We start from the raw sequence: 17,186 nt of genomic DNA on the forward strand, positions 1-17,186 counted from the left end.
AAAAGGATAACTTTGCGGCTTCAAACCCACACAATGAGTGATCAGATAAAACACGAATGCGGAATCGCTTTTATTCGCCTGTTAAAACCACTTTCTTACTACCAGCAAAAGTACGGTACAGCGCTTTACGGTCTTAACAAATTATACCTTTTAATGGAAAAACAGCACAACCGAGGCCAGGATGGCGCAGGTATTGCAACCATTAAACTGGATATGAAACCAGGAAGCAGGTATATCAGCCGATATCGGAGTATGGCTTCGAATGCAGTTGCAGATATATTTGAATATGTGCAGAACAAGTTTGTAGATATACAAGAAAATACGCCTGAACTAATGCAGGATACAGAGTGGCTCAAAGACAACGTAAGCTTTATAGGCGAGGTGTTAATGGGCCATTTGCGTTATGGTACGCATGGTAAAAACAGTATCGAAAATTGCCACCCTTTTTTAAGGCAAAACAACTGGATGACGCGTAACCTCGTTATTGCCGGTAATTTTAACATGACTAATGTTGACGAATTACTAGAGCAACTTTACGAATTAGGTCAGCATCCAAAAGAAAAGGCCGATACAGTAACGGTTTTAGAAAAAATTGGTCACTTTTTAGATGATGAGAATCAAGAGCTTTTTGATACTTATAAAAAAGAAGGACACGATAACGTAGCCATCACTAAAAAAATTGCTGAAAACTTAAACATTGCCAATATTTTACGCCGATCGGCTAAAACATGGGATGGTGGGTATTCTATCTGCGGCATGGTTGGTAACGGCGATTCATTTATCATGCGTGATCCGGCAGGTATTCGCCCGGCTTATTACTATTATGATGATGAGATTGTAGTTGCAGCTTCAGAAAGACCTGCTTTACAAACCGCTTTTAACATTCAGTTTAAAGATGTTAAAGAAATTGATCCAGGGCATGCTTTAATCATTAAGAAAAATGGTGAAGTAAGCATGGAGCAGTTCAGAGAGCCTACAGAAAAATTATCGTGTTCTTTTGAACGCATTTATTTTTCTAAAGGAAGTGATGTCGAAATTTATCAGGAGCGTAAACAATTAGGTCGCTTACTTTGCGATCAGATTTTAAAAGCTGTTGGGCACGATTTAAAAAACACCGTATTTTCGTTTATACCAAACACCGCCGAAGTAGCTTTCTTTGGTATGGTTGAAGGTGTAAATCAATATATCCGCAATTATCAAAAAGATACTTTGCTAACCAAAAAAGAGCAATTAAGTGATACACAGCTTGAAGAATTGCTTTCTATGGCGCCTAGAGTAGAAAAGCTTGCCGTTAAGGATGTAAAACTGCGTACGTTTATTACTCAGGATGCAGATCGTGGCGAAATGGTGGCTCACGTTTATGATACCACTTACGGTATTATTAAAAACCATCAGGATACTTTGGTTGCACTTGATGATTCAATTGTTCGTGGTACAACGTTAAAACAAAGTATCATTAAGATTGTAGATCGCCTTCACCCGAAAAAAATTATCATTGTTTCTTCGGCACCTCAAATTCGTTATCCTGATTGTTATGGTATCGATATGAGCAGAATGGGGCAGTTTGTAGCTTTCGATGCTGCTATTCAATTGTTAACCGAACGCGGTATGTGGCAGTTAATAGAAGATGTTTATCAGAAATGTAAAGCCTCTTTATTATTGCCAAAGGAAGAAATTGTAAATCACGTAAAAGAAATTTATAAACCTTTTACACCTGAGGAAATTTCGGCTAAAATTGCGCAAATTATTACACCCAAAGGAACCGTTGCAGAGGTTGAGGTTATTTATCAGAGCCTTGAAAACTTGCACAGCGCTTGTCCTAAAAACAAGGGCGATTGGTATTTCTCAGGAAATTATCCAACCCCTGGAGGCAACAAGGTTGTAAATAAAGCATTTGTTAACTGGAAAGAAGGAAACAATCAAAGGGCTTATTAATTTAAGCTTCTCTTAATATTTTAAATAGCTCATATTTTATATGGGCTATTTTTTTTTGGAAAGCAGTTTTGTGAAGCTAAACGAAGCTAGTTCCTGCTTTTTGCTCTATCTCTGATGAAAAATCAGATGATGCCACGTCAATCACGTTTAATAACTTAAGCCTGTGTAAATAAACCTGACAGGAATGGAAAGCCCGGAGGTGAGGCACGAACTGAGGACTTGTAATGGTTGGCAGGACTAGCGATAATCGATGCGCTGTTTGTGCTTTCCTAATAAAAAGCAAGAATTCTATTTTAGCGTTTGTATGTTGGCAGGTGATAAAATTTACATGAATAGAAAGATAGGAGGAAGCCTCGAAATGTTCGCAGGACTAATGATAAGAAAGAGAGCTGTTAATATTGCCCCTTAAAAAGGAAGGATTTCTATAAAATAAATGCGAAACTTATGAAGTTTATGCGTAAAACTTCAGGTAGGTTTTTATAATCATCCAAAGGGCAAAAAATATGATGACGATGCCCGCAATTTTATTTAATTTTTTAAGTGCATCTTCTTTAATTCTATAGCGTAACTTGCTGGAGTAAAAGCTTTTTGCGCCATCAATGCTTAATTGTGTAGCCATAGCAATAAAAAAGCAAACCAACTTTTCATTAAGCATATTGTTAAGCTTTACGGAAATAATTCCACTCACAATTATCCAAAACATTAGTGTAGAAGGGGTAAGAATACACATTAAAAACCCTTTTAATAAATAACCCCGCTTACTTACTTTTTGCAAGGTGTTACTGTTGTAATGGATAGAGATTTTTGAAAAGAGATAATAAATCCCAACGGCAAGTAAAAATAAGCCACCAATTAAACCAACATATTTATCAAAACTGGATTTATATTCGAAAAACTGACTGCCAAAAAGTACAATGCCAATCAAAATTACATCACTTATAATTACGCCAACAGCTAAAGAAAAACCAGCTTTAAAACCTTTTTCTATACTGGTCTTAATCATGGCAAAAAATACCGGACCAGTTAAAAACGACGAAATAATCCCTGCCCCAATCCCTAATAATATGGCTTCAAACATGCGTTTTTGTGTTTAACAATTTGCGAATATGCAATTTTATAGTTTAAACAACCAACATTAGTGCCATCTATTTTATTAATGGTATCCATTTGATTTAAAATTTTCGACTAGTAATTTAAAATATTTGTGCCTTAAGTTTTGCTTCCATTAACTTCATTTATAGGTTTTTAATTTTGTATTATTGTGTTAATATTTCATTTAATGAACCTAAAAACTATGAAAAAACTATTTTTTTTAATGCTCCTCACTCCACTTTTAAGTTTGGCACAACAAACTGGAACTCATTTCGAACATAATTTAAGCTGGACACAGGCCAAAGAGAAAGCTAAAAAAGAAAACAAATATTTATTTGTAGATTGTTTTACCACTTGGTGCGGGCCATGCAAGTATATGACCGCTACTATTTTTCCTCAACAAAAAGTAGGAGATTTTTTTAATAAGAACTTTGTAAATATTAAAGTTCAAATGGATAAAACACCTAAAGATAATGAAGAGGTAAAAAGTTGGTATGCCGATGCTTTATCTATTGCTAAAGATTATAAAGTTAGAGCTTATCCAACGTTTTTAATTTTTTCTCCTGATGGTGAATTGGTGCATCAAGTTGTTGGTGGTGGCGAAGCTGATTATTTTATTGCTAAAGTAAATAAAGCCTTCAAACCTGAAACTCAATATTTCACTGTGCTTAAAAAATATAAAGCAGGAGATAAGAACCCTGAGTTTTTAAAATCACTTACTTATGCCGCTGATGAAGCGTATGATGCAGAAACTAAAGATAAAGTTGCAACAGAATACATTGCCAGTCAGAAGGATTTATACACTAAAGATAATTTGGAGTTTTTAGGAAAATTTACAGCAAGCAGTAAAAGTAAAGGATTTGATGTAATCCTTAAAAATCCTGAAAAAGTTGATGAGGTTTTAGGTAAAGGTACAGCCAACAAAATATTAACTGATGTTATTATGGACGAAGAGGTTTATGCGTTGGTAAAAGGAAAATCAGATCCAAATGTAAATGTTGATGAAATTGAGGCTACCATTAAGAAAAAATATCCCTCGGTAGACTTATCAAAAAGTTTAGCAATGTTTAAAGTTCAGCTTTATCAAAATAAAAAAGATTGGACAAACTATCAGGCAGCAGCATTAAGCTATATGCGTAAATATGGTAATGACGCCGATGTTAATACTTTAAATAGTTTAGCGTGGACGGTTTTTGAAAACTGCCATGATCCTGCTTGCGTTGCCGAAGCGTTAAACTGGAGTAAGCGCAGTGTTGAGGCAACAAATAATGCACAACCGGCATTGATGGATACCTACGCTAATTTATTGCATAAGTTAGGTAAAACAGAAGAAGCTATAAAATGGGAAGAGAAAGCTATAAATTTAGTTCCCGATGCTGAAAAGGCTAATTATCAAGGAACTTTGGATAAAATGAAAAAAGGTGAAAAAACTTGGTAGCATTTAAGTTTTATATCAAAAAAGCCTATTGAATATCTAATAAAGGGATAACGTTTTTTGAATGTTATCCCTTTTATTTAACCAAATATATACCTATAGCGCTCCAATATTAAAGCAGATAGTGTTGTAAATACACTATTTTGTTTATTAATATATTGTTTATTATTTTTTTTATTTATGTTTAGCCTTCCAAAAACTAAATTATAAAATGAGTTCAGATCAACAGCAAACCAAATGGGGGCAATTTATTCCCTTAGTTACCGTATTCTTTTTTTGGGGATTCGTTGCAGCCAGTAATGATATTTTAATTCCCGTTTTTAAGCAAGCTTTTAACTTATCTCAGCCACAAAGTCAGCTTGTTTCCTTAGCATTTTATATTGCTTACACAGTAGGATCACTTATTTATTGGGGTATTTCTGTTATCATGAAGCAAGATTTAGTGAATAAAATCGGATATAAAAATGGCCTTGTATTAGGTTTATCCATTTCGGCTTTAGGCACACTTTTGTTTTATCCGGCAGCTAACACGGGATCGTTTGCATTGATGTTATCAGGCTTATTTATTGTAGCATTAGGTTTTTCATTACAACAAACAGTAGCAAATCCTTTAGCAATTGCATTAGGTCCAATTTCTACAGGTTCTCAGCGTTTAACAATGGCTGGTGGTATTAATAACTTTGGTACAACCATTGGACCGCTAATTGTTAGTTATGCTATATTTGGTTCACCATCTTCTTCAACAGGAGGAATCAGTGTAGAAAGTGTAAAAATTCCATATCTAATTTTAGGGGCAGCTTTTTTACTAGTAGCTGTTTTTCTTAAGTTTTCTTCCCTTCCAAATAAACCAGAATTGGTTGAAGCAACCGAGGTTGATCCATCGGTAAAAGGTTCAGCTTTAAAATACCCGCAATTAGTTTTAGGTATGCTAGCCATTTTTCTTTATGTTGGTGTTGAGGTATCTACCGCTAGTAACTTACCTGCCTACATGGAACATAAATTGGGTTTCGCAATTAAAGATATAGCTCCATACGTTTCTTTATACTGGGCAAGTATGATGATTGGTAGATGGACTGGTGCTGTTGAAGCTTTTACAGATAATGTTCAAAAACAAAAAGTATTAAGATTTATTGCTCCATATTTAGCATTTGGTGTTTTTCTTGGTGTTAATGCATTAGGTGGTCACGATCTTGCCCCTTTTTATGTTTACGCAGCAATTATTTTAGTGCTAATTATTGCTGATATGGCAAGTAAAGGTAATCCTGCCAGGATGTTGTTAATATTTTCATTTATAGGTATTACCGCACTTTTAATTGGAATGTTTACCACAGGTATGGTAAGCGTTTACGCATTTACAAGTGTTGGTTTATTCTGCAGTACTTTATGGCCATGTATTTTTACTTTAGCTGTTAGCGGTTTGGGTAAAAACACAAGTCAGGGTAGTAGTTTCTTAATCATGATGATTATGGGCGGAGGAATTATTAGCTGGTTACAAGGTGTGGTTTCTGAAACAACAGGTATTCAGTATAGCTACTTGGTTGGTGTAATTTGTTTCGCTTACCTAGCATTTTACGCTTGGAGAGTTAGTGGAATCCTTAGAGCGCAAGGAATTTCTTTTGATAAGAAACTTTCTGGCGGACATTAATATTTAATAAACTAATTTTGTAGCCACAGAAAGTTTTCTTTCTGTGGCTTTTTAATTTAATACATGACTGAAAAACCTAGTTTCGATTCCATTTTTATGAATTTGGCGACTGATTTAGCCGCCCGTTCTCATTGTGTAAGAGCGCACGTTGGTGCAGTTTTAACTAAAGATACCCGAATTATTTCTATTGGTTACAACGGTCCACCCGCCGGAACTCACAATTGCGATGAAGAATGGCCAGGAGAAGGTTGCCAAAGAGATAGTAAAGGAAGTTGCTCTTTAGCCCTGCATGCAGAGGAAAATGCTATTCTTTATGCCTCAAAAAATGGTTCGAAGATTGAAGGATGTACCCTTTATACCACTTTATCGCCATGCATAGCCTGCGCACGTTTAATTCTTTCATCAGGTATTAAATTGGTTTACTATTCAAAATCTTATGCCGCTTACAAGGGTTTACCGAGTGATGAAGGTGTAGATTTTTTGAGGAAGTTTGGGGTAGAAGTGGTGCTTTTATCTTAAATGTTGGTGCAGAGATTTTTAATGTTAACATTTTGCCATTTACCTTTCTCGTTTTACGCTTAAAACCCTACCTTTGCGCATGCAAGAAAAAATCATTATCGTCGATTTTGGTTCGCAATTTACACAACTCATTGCCCGTAGAGTACGCGAACTAAATATTTACTGTGAAATTTATCCTTTTAATAATCTTCCTGAAATTTCAGGCGATGTAAAAGGTGTTATCTTTTCAGGAAGCCCTTATTCTGTTCGTCAGGATGATGCTCCTCAAATCGACTTAGCTAAATATCATTTAAAATATCCATTGTTAGCCGTTTGTTATGGTGCACAATATATTGCGCAGCACTCTGGAGGCGATGTACAACCATCATCAACCCGCGAGTACGGCCGTGCTAACCTGAGCTTTGTAAATCAGGAAAATAAATTATTTAAAGGCATTAATATCGATTCTCAAGTTTGGATGAGCCATGGTGATACCATTACCCATATTCCTGAAAATTTTGAATTGATTGCGAGCACCGATAGCGTAAGGGTAGCAGCTTACCACATTAAAGATTCTGATACTTATGCCATTCAGTTTCACCCAGAAGTTACCCATAGCATTGATGGTAAAGTTCTTTTAGAGAATTTCCTTGTAGATATTTGCGGATGTAGCCAAGATTGGACTTCAGCTTCTTTTATTGAAACCACTGTTGCAGATTTGAAAGAGAAATTAGGCGATGATAAAGTTGTTTTAGGCTTATCGGGTGGTGTAGATAGTAGCGTTGCTGCGGTTTTACTACATAAGGCAATCGGTAAAAACTTGCATTGTATTTTTGTTGATAACGGTTTACTCCGTAAAGATGAATATAGCCAAGTGCTTGAGCAATACAAACACATGGGCTTAAACATTAAAGGAATTGATGCTAAAGATCGTTTCTTAAGTCAGCTTGCCGGATTAAAAGACCCTGAGTTAAAAAGAAAAGCAATAGGACGAGTTTTTATTGAAGTTTTTGATGATGCAGCACACGAAGTAACTGGCGTAAGCTGGTTAGGGCAAGGAACTATTTATCCGGATGTAATTGAATCTATTTCTGTTAATGGTCCATCGGCAACCATTAAATCTCACCATAATGTTGGTGGTTTACCTGATTTTATGAAGCTAAAAGTAGTTGAACCATTGAAAACTTTGTTTAAGGATGAGGTTAGAAGAGTAGGTAAGGCTTTAAGCATTGATGATGTAATTTTAGGTCGCCATCCATTTCCAGGTCCTGGCTTGGCTATTCGTATTTTAGGCGATGTTACTGCTGAAAAAGTAGAGATTTTGCAACAAGCAGATGCAATTTATATTAATGAATTAAAATCAGCTGGTTTATACGATCGAGTTTGGCAGGCAGGAGCAATCTTTTTGCCAGTTCAATCTGTTGGAGTTATGGGGGATGAACGTACCTACGAAAACGTAATCTGCCTAAGAGCTGTAGAATCTGTTGATGGAATGACTGCTGACTGGTGCCATTTACCTTACGAAGTTCTTGCTAAAATCTCAAATGAGATTATCAATAAGGTTAAAGGAATTAATAGAGTTGTTTATGATATTAGCTCTAAACCACCTGCAACTATTGAGTGGGAATAAATTAATTTCCTGAGTCTTTTTTCTGAATTAGAAAGGCTTTATAATGAATAAAATATAATATTATGCTGGTAGAGTTAAACCTTTGCCAGCATATTTTGTTAAATTAATAGCTATGAATTTTAAAAGTAGATACAGTCTTTTTGTTTTGTTTGCACTTTTATTTGCGGCCTGTTCACCAAAAATCAGGACACCTAAAAAAGATGACTCAAACGCAAAGGAAAAGGAAAAAACACCAGAGAAAAAGTCAATAAAAAAGTTTTCTCAAGCCAATATTTCCTTACTTGTACCTTTTAAACTTAATGAGCTCAATTTAAAAACGGCTACAAAATCTGATATTGAGAAGTATGCCATGCCAATTGATTTCTACCAGGGCTTTAAGCTTGGTTTAGATTCTGCTGCTGCTGGCGGACAGAATTTTAAATTAAATGTTTTTGATACCGAAGATGATAATGCGCATATATCTTCTTTATATAAAAATGAACGATTTAAACAAAGCAATCTAATTATTGGTCCTGTTTTTCCAGATGGAATTAAGCATATTAAAAATTATGCAATTGAAAATAAAATGTTGGTAGTATCGCCTTTGGCAGCTACAAATCCGACCGAATTTGATAATCCAAATCTTATTTCAATTGTAAATAACATAGATTTACATGCCCATAAAATTGCTGCTTACATTAGCAAAAATTTCAACCCAGAAAATACAATTGTTGTATTAATTAATCCTAAGAAAACCGAAGATGAGCAGTTGGCGGCTCCAATAAGAACTTATTTCCAAAGTAATCCTAAGTTTATCTTTCAAGAATATGCATCTGCTTTTACCTTTGAAACCAAAATGATAAAAGGAAAGCATTATGCTGTAATTTTAACATCTTCTGATCGTGCTTTTGTACAGCCGACCCTTGATAAGCTTTATAAGCTAAAAAATCTTCCTTCTGGTGGTTATGCCATTAATTTATTTGGACATCCAAACTGGATTAAGCAAAATTACACTGTAGATAAATTACAAGGTTTAAACACAATAATAAGCTCTTCTTACAAAATAGATTATAAAAGTGCTGCTGTAATTGCTTTTATAAAAAAATACCGGAATAGATACGGTTTTGAGCCAGGAGAATATGCTTTCAAAGGTTTTGATATTGGTTATTACTTCGGTCGGTTATTAAATAATTACGGTGAAGAATATCAGGATTATATTGTGAAGGATAAGTATAAAGGGCTTCACAATAGCTTTTCTTTTAAGTATGATGAAAAATTGGGCTATATTAATACCAGCTTAATGTTGCTACGCTATAAAAACTTTGCGCTTAATGTTGTAGAGTAAGTTTAATCAACATTTAAAAATTATTTCTTCCAACTTATGAGAGTAGAACACCAGTTAAGGGCATTTGAGCAAATTTTGCAGCAATATGATGGTACCTTACCATTGCATCGTTTTTTACCAGGTTATTTTAAGCAACATAAGCAAATGGGTTCATCAGATAGAAGATGGGCCACACGGCATGTTTACAGTTTTTATCGCCTTGGTAAAGCACTACCCGCATTAAATAATGAAGAAAGATTAAGCATCGCCGATTTTCTTTGCCACGAAACGCTGAGCTTGGTTGTAGAGAAAAATTTACCAGATTTAGTTGAGCACATTACGGATTCAATTGAAGAGAAAATTAAGCTTATCTCCAAAAAATATCCAGATTTTAATCTAGAAACAATCTTTCCTTTTAATTCACATCTATCTAAGGATTTAAATAAAACGGATTTCTATTCATCTTTTTTTAAACAACCTAATTTATTTATAAGAGTTGCAACTCATGATACAAAAGCCATTGTTGCCAAATTAAAGCAGGAGAATATTGATGCGAAACAGGTAACGGATACAGCTCTTTCTTTGCCTAACGGTACAAAGCTTGAAGGCATATTAAAAGAAGGAAGTTACCAGGTACAAGACTTATCATCGCAACATACAGGTAATTACTTTATGCCCAATAAATGGGATAAGTGGTGGGATTGCTGTGCTGCATCAGGTGGTAAAACATTACTGCTACATAGTTTAGAGCCTGTTATTGATTTATTAGTAACCGATTTACGGGAAAGCGTTTTGCTGAACCTCGATGAGCGATTTCGGTTGGCAGGTATTAAGAAATATCATAAAAAGGAGTTAGATCTTCTACAAAATAATGATCAGATTTTGCACCACTATCAGTTTGATGGAATTATATTAGATGCGCCTTGCACAGGTGGCGGTACGTGGGGTAGAACACCAGAAATGTTAACCTTTTTTGAGGATAGGAAAATTAAGCAGTTTGCCATTATGCAGAAAGCAATTGTTCAAAATGTGGTAAAATATCTGAAACCTGGTAAGCCATTAATCTATATTACGTGCTCTGCTTTTGCTGCCGAAAATGAAGAAGTTGTACAGCACATGCTGGATACGTTACCTTTGGAACTCGAAAAAATGGAATTAATAAAAGGTTACGAAAAACATGCAGATACCATGTTTGTTGCCAGGTTAATTAAAACCTAAGCGTGGTTAACCCATGATTTAAATTTCTTTCTTAGAAACTTAACGGTTTCAATTAAAACCGCGATGGCACCAATAATGACGGTATATTCTTCAAAGCTGTTCATTTTGTGTATTTAGCTTTATGTTTAGATCAATATACGCTTTTTTTGTTACAATAAACCTGAATTTTGTCAGATGAACGTACAATTTAATACAGAAATTAAAGCCCTGTGTTATTTCTGAATAGTTTAATAGCAATTGCAAGTAGAATAACACCAAAAGCTTTACGAAGTACATTTAAGCCTGATTTGCCAAACAATTTTTCCAATCGGTTGGTGTTTTTCAAAACGAAATATACAAATAGCATATTAAGAAGAATACCTACTAAAATATTTTGAGTATCGTATTCAGTTTTTAACGAAAGTAGGGTGGTCATAGTTCCCGCTCCAGCAATTAATGGGAAGGCGAGTGGAACAATAGAAACTGTTTCTGGTGCTTCTTCTTTGAAAATGGTAAGACCTAAAACCATTTCCATTGCGATAAAGAAAATTACAAATGAACCTGCTATGGCGAAAGATTCTACGTCAAGACCAATAACTTTTAGCAATGATTCTCCAACAAATAAAAACAAAATCATTAATCCAGTAGCCACTAAAGCAGCCTTTTCAGATTCGATATGTCCAGCCTTTCTTCTCAACTCAATTACAACGGGTATAGCGCCCAATATATCAATAATGGCAAATAATACCATCGTGGTGGAAAGAATCTGACTGAAATTGAATTTCATAGCGATAAAGATTTCTACAAAGGTAGAGCAATTAAATTGTTACCAAAATTATTGAAGCAAAAAAAAGCCCCGATTTTGGTCGGGGCTTTAAGTTTATTTAATATTATAATTCTGGTTTTGGTGGATCTACTGGAAGTACAACTTTACCTTTATTTCTAAGAATAGAGTTTTTCTTACCATAGAAGAAATAAATTGCTATACCTAAAGCCATCCAAATTGCTAATCTAATCCAAGCCTCAAGTGGCAATGAATACATTAAGTAAACACAAACAATAATACCCATAATAGGAACAAATGGAACTAATGGTGTTTTAAAAGGACGAGGTCTGTCTGGATCAGTTTTACGTAAAATCATCACGCCGATACATACAAGTGAGAAGGCAAATAAAGTACCGATAGATACCATATGGCCTAACTCTGTAACTGGAACAAGCCCTGCAAATATACTTACAAACACCATGAAAAATAAGTTGGTTTTAAACGGTGTTCTGAATTTAGGGTGAATACTGCTAAAGAATTTTGGCAATAATCCATCCTTAGACATGGTGTAAAATACTCTTGATTGACCCATTAACATCACTAGGATTACCGAAGTATAGCCTGCTAAAATCGCAATAATTAATCCTAATTGTAACCAACCGTATCCTGTTACTTTAAATGCTGTTGCTGCCGGAGAAGCATCACCTTTAAATATACTAAAAGGTACTAAGCCTGTCATTACGTGAGCAAATAACACATAAAGGATTGTACATACCACTAAAGAGCCTAATATACCAATTGGCATACCTTTTTGAGGATTTTTGGCTTCTTGAGCAGCAGTAGAAACGGCATCAAAACCGATAAATGCAAAGAATACTAAGGCTGCACCTGCTGCAATACCAGAAATACCAAATTCGCCATAAACACCAGTGTTTTTAGGAATGTAAGGTGTGTGGTATGATGGGTTAATGAATTTCCATCCTAAGCCAATAAATAATATAACAACACATACTTTTACAATAACTAAGACGTTGTTAAGGCTTGCAGATTCTTTTGTACCTCTAATTAACATTAAGGAAAGTAGAGAAACAATTACAATTGCTGGAAGATTTATCCCTCCTCCATCAACTTCTGCGAAAGATTTTGTTAAGTAGAGTGGCATTTCGACGCCAAACTCATGTAATAATTTGTTAAAGTACCCGGACCAGGAAACGCCTACAGTTGCAGCTCCTAATGCATACTCTAATACTAAATCCCATCCTATAACCCAAGCCATAAATTCGCCCATGGTGGCATAAGAGTAGGTGTAAGCACTACCCGCTACTGGAATCATTGAAGCAAATTCGGCATAGCATAATCCTGCAAAAGCACAGCCTACAGCAGCTAATACAAATGATAAGGTTACGGCAGGCCCTGCGTGGTCAGCTGCAGCGATACCAGTTAAAGAAAATAAACCTGCACCAATAATAGCTCCAATACCCAGAGCAACGAGACTTGTACTGCTCAGTGTACGTTTGAGTGTGCCCTCACCACTTTCAGCAGATTCTGCTATCAGTACGTCAATAGGCTTTTTAAAATTCATAAGTTGTTTAGTCTTTTGTGTTTGTTGATTTTTATGATAATAAGCAGTAAACCTAAATAAAAATTACTGAAAAGTAAAAGGGATTTTGTTAAAAATCCCTTTTATAAATATTATATCAGTGTTTTTACAGTTATTTCTTAATCGTATCAGTTGTATTCTTTAAAGTATCTGAAATAACGGTACCTAAACTATCTGTTTTTTGAGTAATTCTGATTTCTTTTACAACTTCTGTCTTATGTTCTCCTGTTACAGCCTTAACAGCAATATAAGGAGCAATAACTAGTGATACAATCGACATTAATTTAATCAAAATGTTCATTGATGGGCCCGAAGTATCTTTAAAAGGATCTCCAACAGTATCTCCGGTAACAGAAGCTTTATGCGGCTCTGATTTTTTGTAAAACATTTCTCCATTAATCATTACGCCTTGCTCAAATGATTTTTTGGCGTTATCCCAGGCACCTCCTGCATTACTTTGGAAAATGCCCATTAAAACACCAGTTACGGTAACTCCGGCAAGTAAACCGCCTAAAACTTCTGGTCCGAAAGTGAAACCAATAATAATAGGTGTAATTAAGGCTATAGCACCTGGCATCATCATTTCGCGGATTGAAGCTTTGGTTGATATGGCTACACATTTTTCGTATTCAGGCTTAGCTTTATATTCCATAATACCTGGAATTTCACGAAACTGCCTGCGTACTTCTTGCACCATATCCATAGCTGCTTTACCAACTGCCTGAATACATAATGCTGAAAATATAAAGGGGATCATTCCGCCAACAAATAAACCAGCTAAAACAGGCGCTTTATAAATGTCAATTGCTGTAATTCCGGCTATGCCCACAAAAGCCGCAAATAAGGCTAAAGAGGTTAATGCTGCAGAAGCAATTGCAAATCCTTTCCCGGTTGCAGCAGTCGTGTTGCCAACGGCATCTAAGTTATCCGTACGTTCGCGTACTTCAGGAGGTAGCTGACTCATTTCTGCAATACCACCAGCGTTATCAGCTATAGGGCCAAAAGCATCGATAGCCAATTGCATAGCTGTTGTTGCCATCATACCAGCTGCGGCAATAGCAACGCCATACAAGCCTGCAAAGTGATAAGATGCCATAATACCGCCTGCTAATACTAGGATAGGAATTACTGTAGATTTCATGCCGACAGATAAACCAGCAATAATATTTGTAGCGTGCCCGGTAGAAGATTGTTGAATAATAGAATTAACAGGGCCTTTACCCATAGCTGTAAAATATTCAGTTACCACGCTCATAATCGTACCAACTACTAAGCCTACAATAATAGCGTAAAATACATTAATGCTTGTAAACTCGTAACCGCGAAGGTTTAAAGTTTCTGGTAGCATCCATTTAACAATAAAAAATGAGGCTATAGCTGTAATTACAATAGATGACCAATTACCTAAGTTTAAGGCATTCTGAACATTTGATTTATCATCCTTAATGGTAACAAACCAAGTGCCTATAATTGAAAATATAATTCCTAATCCACAAATTACCATCGGTAAAAGGATAGGAGACATGCCACCGAATTTATCTGTAACTGTTATTTCTTGGCCTAAAACCATTGTTGCCAATATTGTTGCAACATAAGATCCGAATAAATCGGCGCCCATTCCGGCAACATCACCAACATTATCGCCAACATTATCCGCAATTGTTGCAGGATTTCTAACATCATCTTCTGGGATGCCGGCTTCAACTTTCCCAACTAAATCTGCACCAACATCTGCTGCTTTGGTATAAATTCCTCCACCTACACGAGCAAATAAAGCAATAGATTCTGCCCCCAAAGAGAAGCCTGTTAGTACTTCAATAGCGGTTCTCATTTCAACGCTATTTGCGCTCGTTACGTGGAATATTTGCAGAAAAACAATAAATAAACCGCCTAAACCTAAAACAGCAAGCCCTGCCACTCCAAGTCCCATAACTGTGCCACCAGTAAAAGAAACCTTTAGTGCTTGTTTTAAACTTGTACGAGCGGCTTGTGTGGTTCTAACATTTGCTTTTGTTGCCGATTTCATTCCAATATATCCTGCAGTTGCAGAAAACACGGCTCCAATGATGAAAGAAATTGAGATAATCCAGCTCGAATGCATCGGAATGCCCTTAATTTCTGTTATCGTACCAGAATAAGCCAATAAAGCAGCAGTAAAAACTGCAAAAATACTCAATACTCTCCATTCGGCTTTCAAAAATGCCATTGCCCCATCAGCAATATAGCCAGCAAGTTCTTGCATGTTTTTATCGCCAGCATCCTGTTTATTTACCCAGGCACTTTTAATCATCATCACAATAATTCCTACCAGGCCCAAAGCTGGAATTGCATAAATTAAATTGTTTTGTAAAAAATCCATAGTTTATTAATTGGTTTATCGTTTTGGTTAGATTTACAAAATAGGAAATTTAGTTAACAAATTAATTTTCAGTAGACATAAATTTATTTTTATGGAGTTTCTTCATTAAGTTTTAAATATTGATTCGTTAAATAAACTGCGTATCAGGTTCTTTTTATCCTTTAACTTGGGCAAGAGGTTCATATTGAGATGTTATTCATCTAAAAAAGTAGCGCTATTAAAATAATACAAGACAAGAGGTTACGGTTTATATTTTTTTAATAAATTTAGCCACAAACTAAAATTAAATTATGGAGAAAGAACCACAAGACAATACGTTCAAAAGAGCGCTTGGTCTTTTTGATGGTACCATGCTGGTTGTTGGATCAATGATCGGTTCGGGTATTTTTATTGTAAGCGCTGATATTACCAGGCAGGTGGGCTCTGCAGGGTGGCTAATTTTAATATGGGCACTTACCGCTGTTGTAACTATTATTGCTGCAGTAAGTTATGGCGAGTTAAGTGCGATGTTTCCAAAAGCAGGTGGCCAATATGTTTACCTTAAAGAGGCTTACAATAAACTGATTGCTTTTTTATACGGCTGGAGTTTTTTTGCCGTTATTCAAACAGGAACCATAGCGGCAGTAGGTGTTGCATTTTCTAAATTTGCTGCTTATTTATACGAACCACTAAGCGATAAAAATATTCTTTTCGATGCAGGGAGCTTTAAACTGAATGCGGCCCAACTCGTTTCAATAGCAACAATTATTTTATTAACTTATATTAATAGTAAAGGTGTAAAGGATAGTAAAATACTACAAACCATTTTAACCATTATTAAAATTCTTTCTCTTTTTGGGCTAATTATTTTTGGTTTCTCTTTAGCAGCAAATGCCGAAATATGGCATGCCAACTGGGCTGATGCATGGACAACAAGATCTTTTGATGTAAAAACAGGCGTTTGGACGGATGTAGCTGGCAAGGCACTGGTATCTGGAATTGCCGCCGCCATGGTTGGTTCCTTATTTAGTAGTGATGCCTGGAACGGTGTAACATTTATTGCCGGCGAAATTAAAAACCCTCAGCGTAATGTAGGTTTAAGTTTATTTTTAGGTACTTTCATTGTAAGTGTAATTTACATTTTGGCCAACCTAATGTATTTGGCGGTATTGCCACTTCAAGGAATTGCTACCGCTGCAGAAGATAGAGTTGCAGTAGCTGCAGCCCAGCCAATATTTGGTAGTATGGGTACAATTATTATTGCAGTAATGATTATGATCTCAACTTTTGCCTGCAATAACGGTTTAATTATGGCTGGTGCAAGGGTTTATTATACAATGGCCAAGGATGGATTGTTTTTTAAAAAAGCCGCTATTTTAAATAAGGCAAGTGTACCAGGGTGGGCATTATGGGCACAATGCGTTTGGGCATCTGCTCTATGTTTAACAGGTAAGTATGGCGATTTATTAGATTTTGTAATCATTATCGTAATGATATTTTACATTTTAACCATCGTTGGTATTTTTATTTTACGCCGTAAAATGCCAAATGCCGAACGTCCATACAAAGCATTTGGATACCCAATATTGCCAGCATTTTATATTATTGTTGCCACAGCAATTTCTATAGCGCTCCTGGTTTTTAAAACAAGTACTTGCGGTTGGGGTGTAGCAATTATGCTAGCCGGTATTCCGGTTTATTATTTTACCAAACCAAAAGAAGAGTAACAGGAAATTATTTTATACCA

At 35.7% G+C, this 17,186-nt stretch carries 12 protein-coding genes; 8 read left to right on the top strand and 4 right to left on the bottom strand.

Features of this window, described 5'->3' with window-relative positions:
- Positions 1-33 precede the first annotated feature (33 nt).
- Positions 34-1,935: an amidophosphoribosyltransferase gene (locus EHC72_RS01720; RefSeq protein ID WP_131535749.1), complete on the top strand. Its 1,902-nt coding sequence runs from the start codon at positions 34-36 to the stop codon at positions 1,933-1,935.
- A gap of 451 nt (positions 1,936-2,386) precedes the next feature.
- On the opposite strand, the gene EHC72_RS01725 is transcribed toward EHC72_RS01720, so the two are convergent.
- The gene (locus EHC72_RS01725; RefSeq protein WP_131535750.1) at positions 2,387-3,013 is read right to left on the bottom strand and encodes a LysE family translocator; all 627 of its coding nucleotides are present in this window, start codon (positions 3,011-3,013) and stop codon (positions 2,387-2,389) included.
- Positions 3,014-3,229: 216 nt separating this feature from the next.
- Here EHC72_RS01725 and EHC72_RS01730 point away from each other — a divergent pair, with 216 nt between their 5' ends.
- From EHC72_RS01730 to EHC72_RS01755, 6 genes are all read left to right on the top strand, one after another.
- Entirely contained in the window at positions 3,230-4,465 is a 1,236-nt protein-coding gene (locus EHC72_RS01730; protein ID WP_246029354.1) for a thioredoxin family protein, read from the top strand.
- A gap of 208 nt (positions 4,466-4,673) precedes the next feature.
- A complete protein-coding gene (locus EHC72_RS01735; RefSeq protein WP_131535752.1) occupies positions 4,674-6,107 on the top strand; it encodes an MFS transporter in 1,434 nt (477 codons plus the stop codon).
- A 63-nt stretch (positions 6,108-6,170) separates the two neighbouring features.
- Positions 6,171-6,626: a deoxycytidylate deaminase gene (locus EHC72_RS01740; protein WP_131535753.1), complete on the top strand. Its 456-nt coding sequence runs from the start codon at positions 6,171-6,173 to the stop codon at positions 6,624-6,626.
- Positions 6,627-6,705: 79 nt separating this feature from the next.
- Positions 6,706-8,235, top strand: a complete 1,530-nt coding sequence (guaA, locus tag EHC72_RS01745) for a glutamine-hydrolyzing GMP synthase (RefSeq protein WP_131535754.1) — start codon at positions 6,706-6,708, stop codon at positions 8,233-8,235.
- A 112-nt stretch (positions 8,236-8,347) separates the two neighbouring features.
- Positions 8,348-9,559 carry an ABC transporter substrate-binding protein gene (locus EHC72_RS01750; protein WP_131535755.1) on the top strand — a complete coding sequence of 404 codons (1,212 nt, stop codon included), beginning with the start codon at positions 8,348-8,350 and terminating at the stop codon, positions 9,557-9,559.
- A gap of 36 nt (positions 9,560-9,595) precedes the next feature.
- Entirely contained in the window at positions 9,596-10,756 is a 1,161-nt protein-coding gene (locus tag EHC72_RS01755) for an RsmB/NOP family class I SAM-dependent RNA methyltransferase (protein WP_131535756.1), read from the top strand.
- A gap of 199 nt (positions 10,757-10,955) precedes the next feature.
- Here the strand turns inward: EHC72_RS01755 and EHC72_RS01760 are convergent, their stop codons facing one another.
- From EHC72_RS01760 to EHC72_RS01770, 3 genes are all read right to left on the bottom strand, one after another.
- Positions 10,956-11,522 (bottom strand): MarC family protein, encoded by a 567-nt coding sequence (locus EHC72_RS01760; RefSeq protein ID WP_131535757.1) that lies wholly within the window; start codon positions 11,520-11,522, stop codon positions 10,956-10,958.
- A 103-nt stretch (positions 11,523-11,625) separates the two neighbouring features.
- On the bottom strand, positions 11,626-13,083 hold the full coding sequence (locus tag EHC72_RS01765) for an amino acid permease (protein WP_131535758.1): 1,458 nt from the start codon (positions 13,081-13,083) through the stop codon (positions 11,626-11,628).
- A 130-nt stretch (positions 13,084-13,213) separates the two neighbouring features.
- Positions 13,214-15,460, bottom strand: a complete 2,247-nt coding sequence (locus tag EHC72_RS01770) for a sodium-translocating pyrophosphatase (protein ID WP_131535759.1) — start codon at positions 15,458-15,460, stop codon at positions 13,214-13,216.
- 290 nt (positions 15,461-15,750) lie between these two features.
- Between EHC72_RS01770 and EHC72_RS01775 the strand changes: the two genes are divergently transcribed.
- Positions 15,751-17,166, top strand: coding sequence for an APC family permease (locus tag EHC72_RS01775; RefSeq protein WP_131535760.1), 1,416 nt, complete (start codon positions 15,751-15,753; stop codon positions 17,164-17,166).
- The last annotated feature ends 20 nt before the right edge of the window (positions 17,167-17,186 follow it).

This window comes from Pedobacter nototheniae, from assembly GCF_004335085.1.
GTDB lineage: Bacteria > Bacteroidota > Bacteroidia > Sphingobacteriales > Sphingobacteriaceae > Pedobacter > Pedobacter nototheniae.

Coding starts and splice junctions, on each gene's coding strand:
- EHC72_RS01770 (WP_131535759.1), bottom strand. CDS start 15,460: ATGGATTTTTTACAAAACAATTTAATTTATGCAATTCCAGCTTTGGGC.
- EHC72_RS01750 (WP_131535755.1), top strand. CDS start 8,348: ATGAATTTTAAAAGTAGATACAGTCTTTTTGTTTTGTTTGCACTTTTA.
- EHC72_RS01735 (WP_131535752.1), top strand. CDS start 4,674: ATGAGTTCAGATCAACAGCAAACCAAATGGGGGCAATTTATTCCCTTA.
- EHC72_RS01760 (WP_131535757.1), bottom strand. CDS start 11,522: ATGAAATTCAATTTCAGTCAGATTCTTTCCACCACGATGGTATTATTT.
- EHC72_RS01720 (WP_131535749.1), top strand. CDS start 34: ATGAGTGATCAGATAAAACACGAATGCGGAATCGCTTTTATTCGCCTG.
- EHC72_RS01725 (WP_131535750.1), bottom strand. CDS start 3,013: ATGTTTGAAGCCATATTATTAGGGATTGGGGCAGGGATTATTTCGTCG.
- EHC72_RS01730 (WP_246029354.1), top strand. CDS start 3,230: ATGAAAAAACTATTTTTTTTAATGCTCCTCACTCCACTTTTAAGTTTG.
- EHC72_RS01755 (WP_131535756.1), top strand. CDS start 9,596: ATGAGAGTAGAACACCAGTTAAGGGCATTTGAGCAAATTTTGCAGCAA.
- EHC72_RS01765 (WP_131535758.1), bottom strand. CDS start 13,083: ATGAATTTTAAAAAGCCTATTGACGTACTGATAGCAGAATCTGCTGAA.
- guaA (WP_131535754.1), top strand. CDS start 6,706: ATGCAAGAAAAAATCATTATCGTCGATTTTGGTTCGCAATTTACACAA.
- EHC72_RS01775 (WP_131535760.1), top strand. CDS start 15,751: ATGGAGAAAGAACCACAAGACAATACGTTCAAAAGAGCGCTTGGTCTT.
- EHC72_RS01740 (WP_131535753.1), top strand. CDS start 6,171: ATGACTGAAAAACCTAGTTTCGATTCCATTTTTATGAATTTGGCGACT.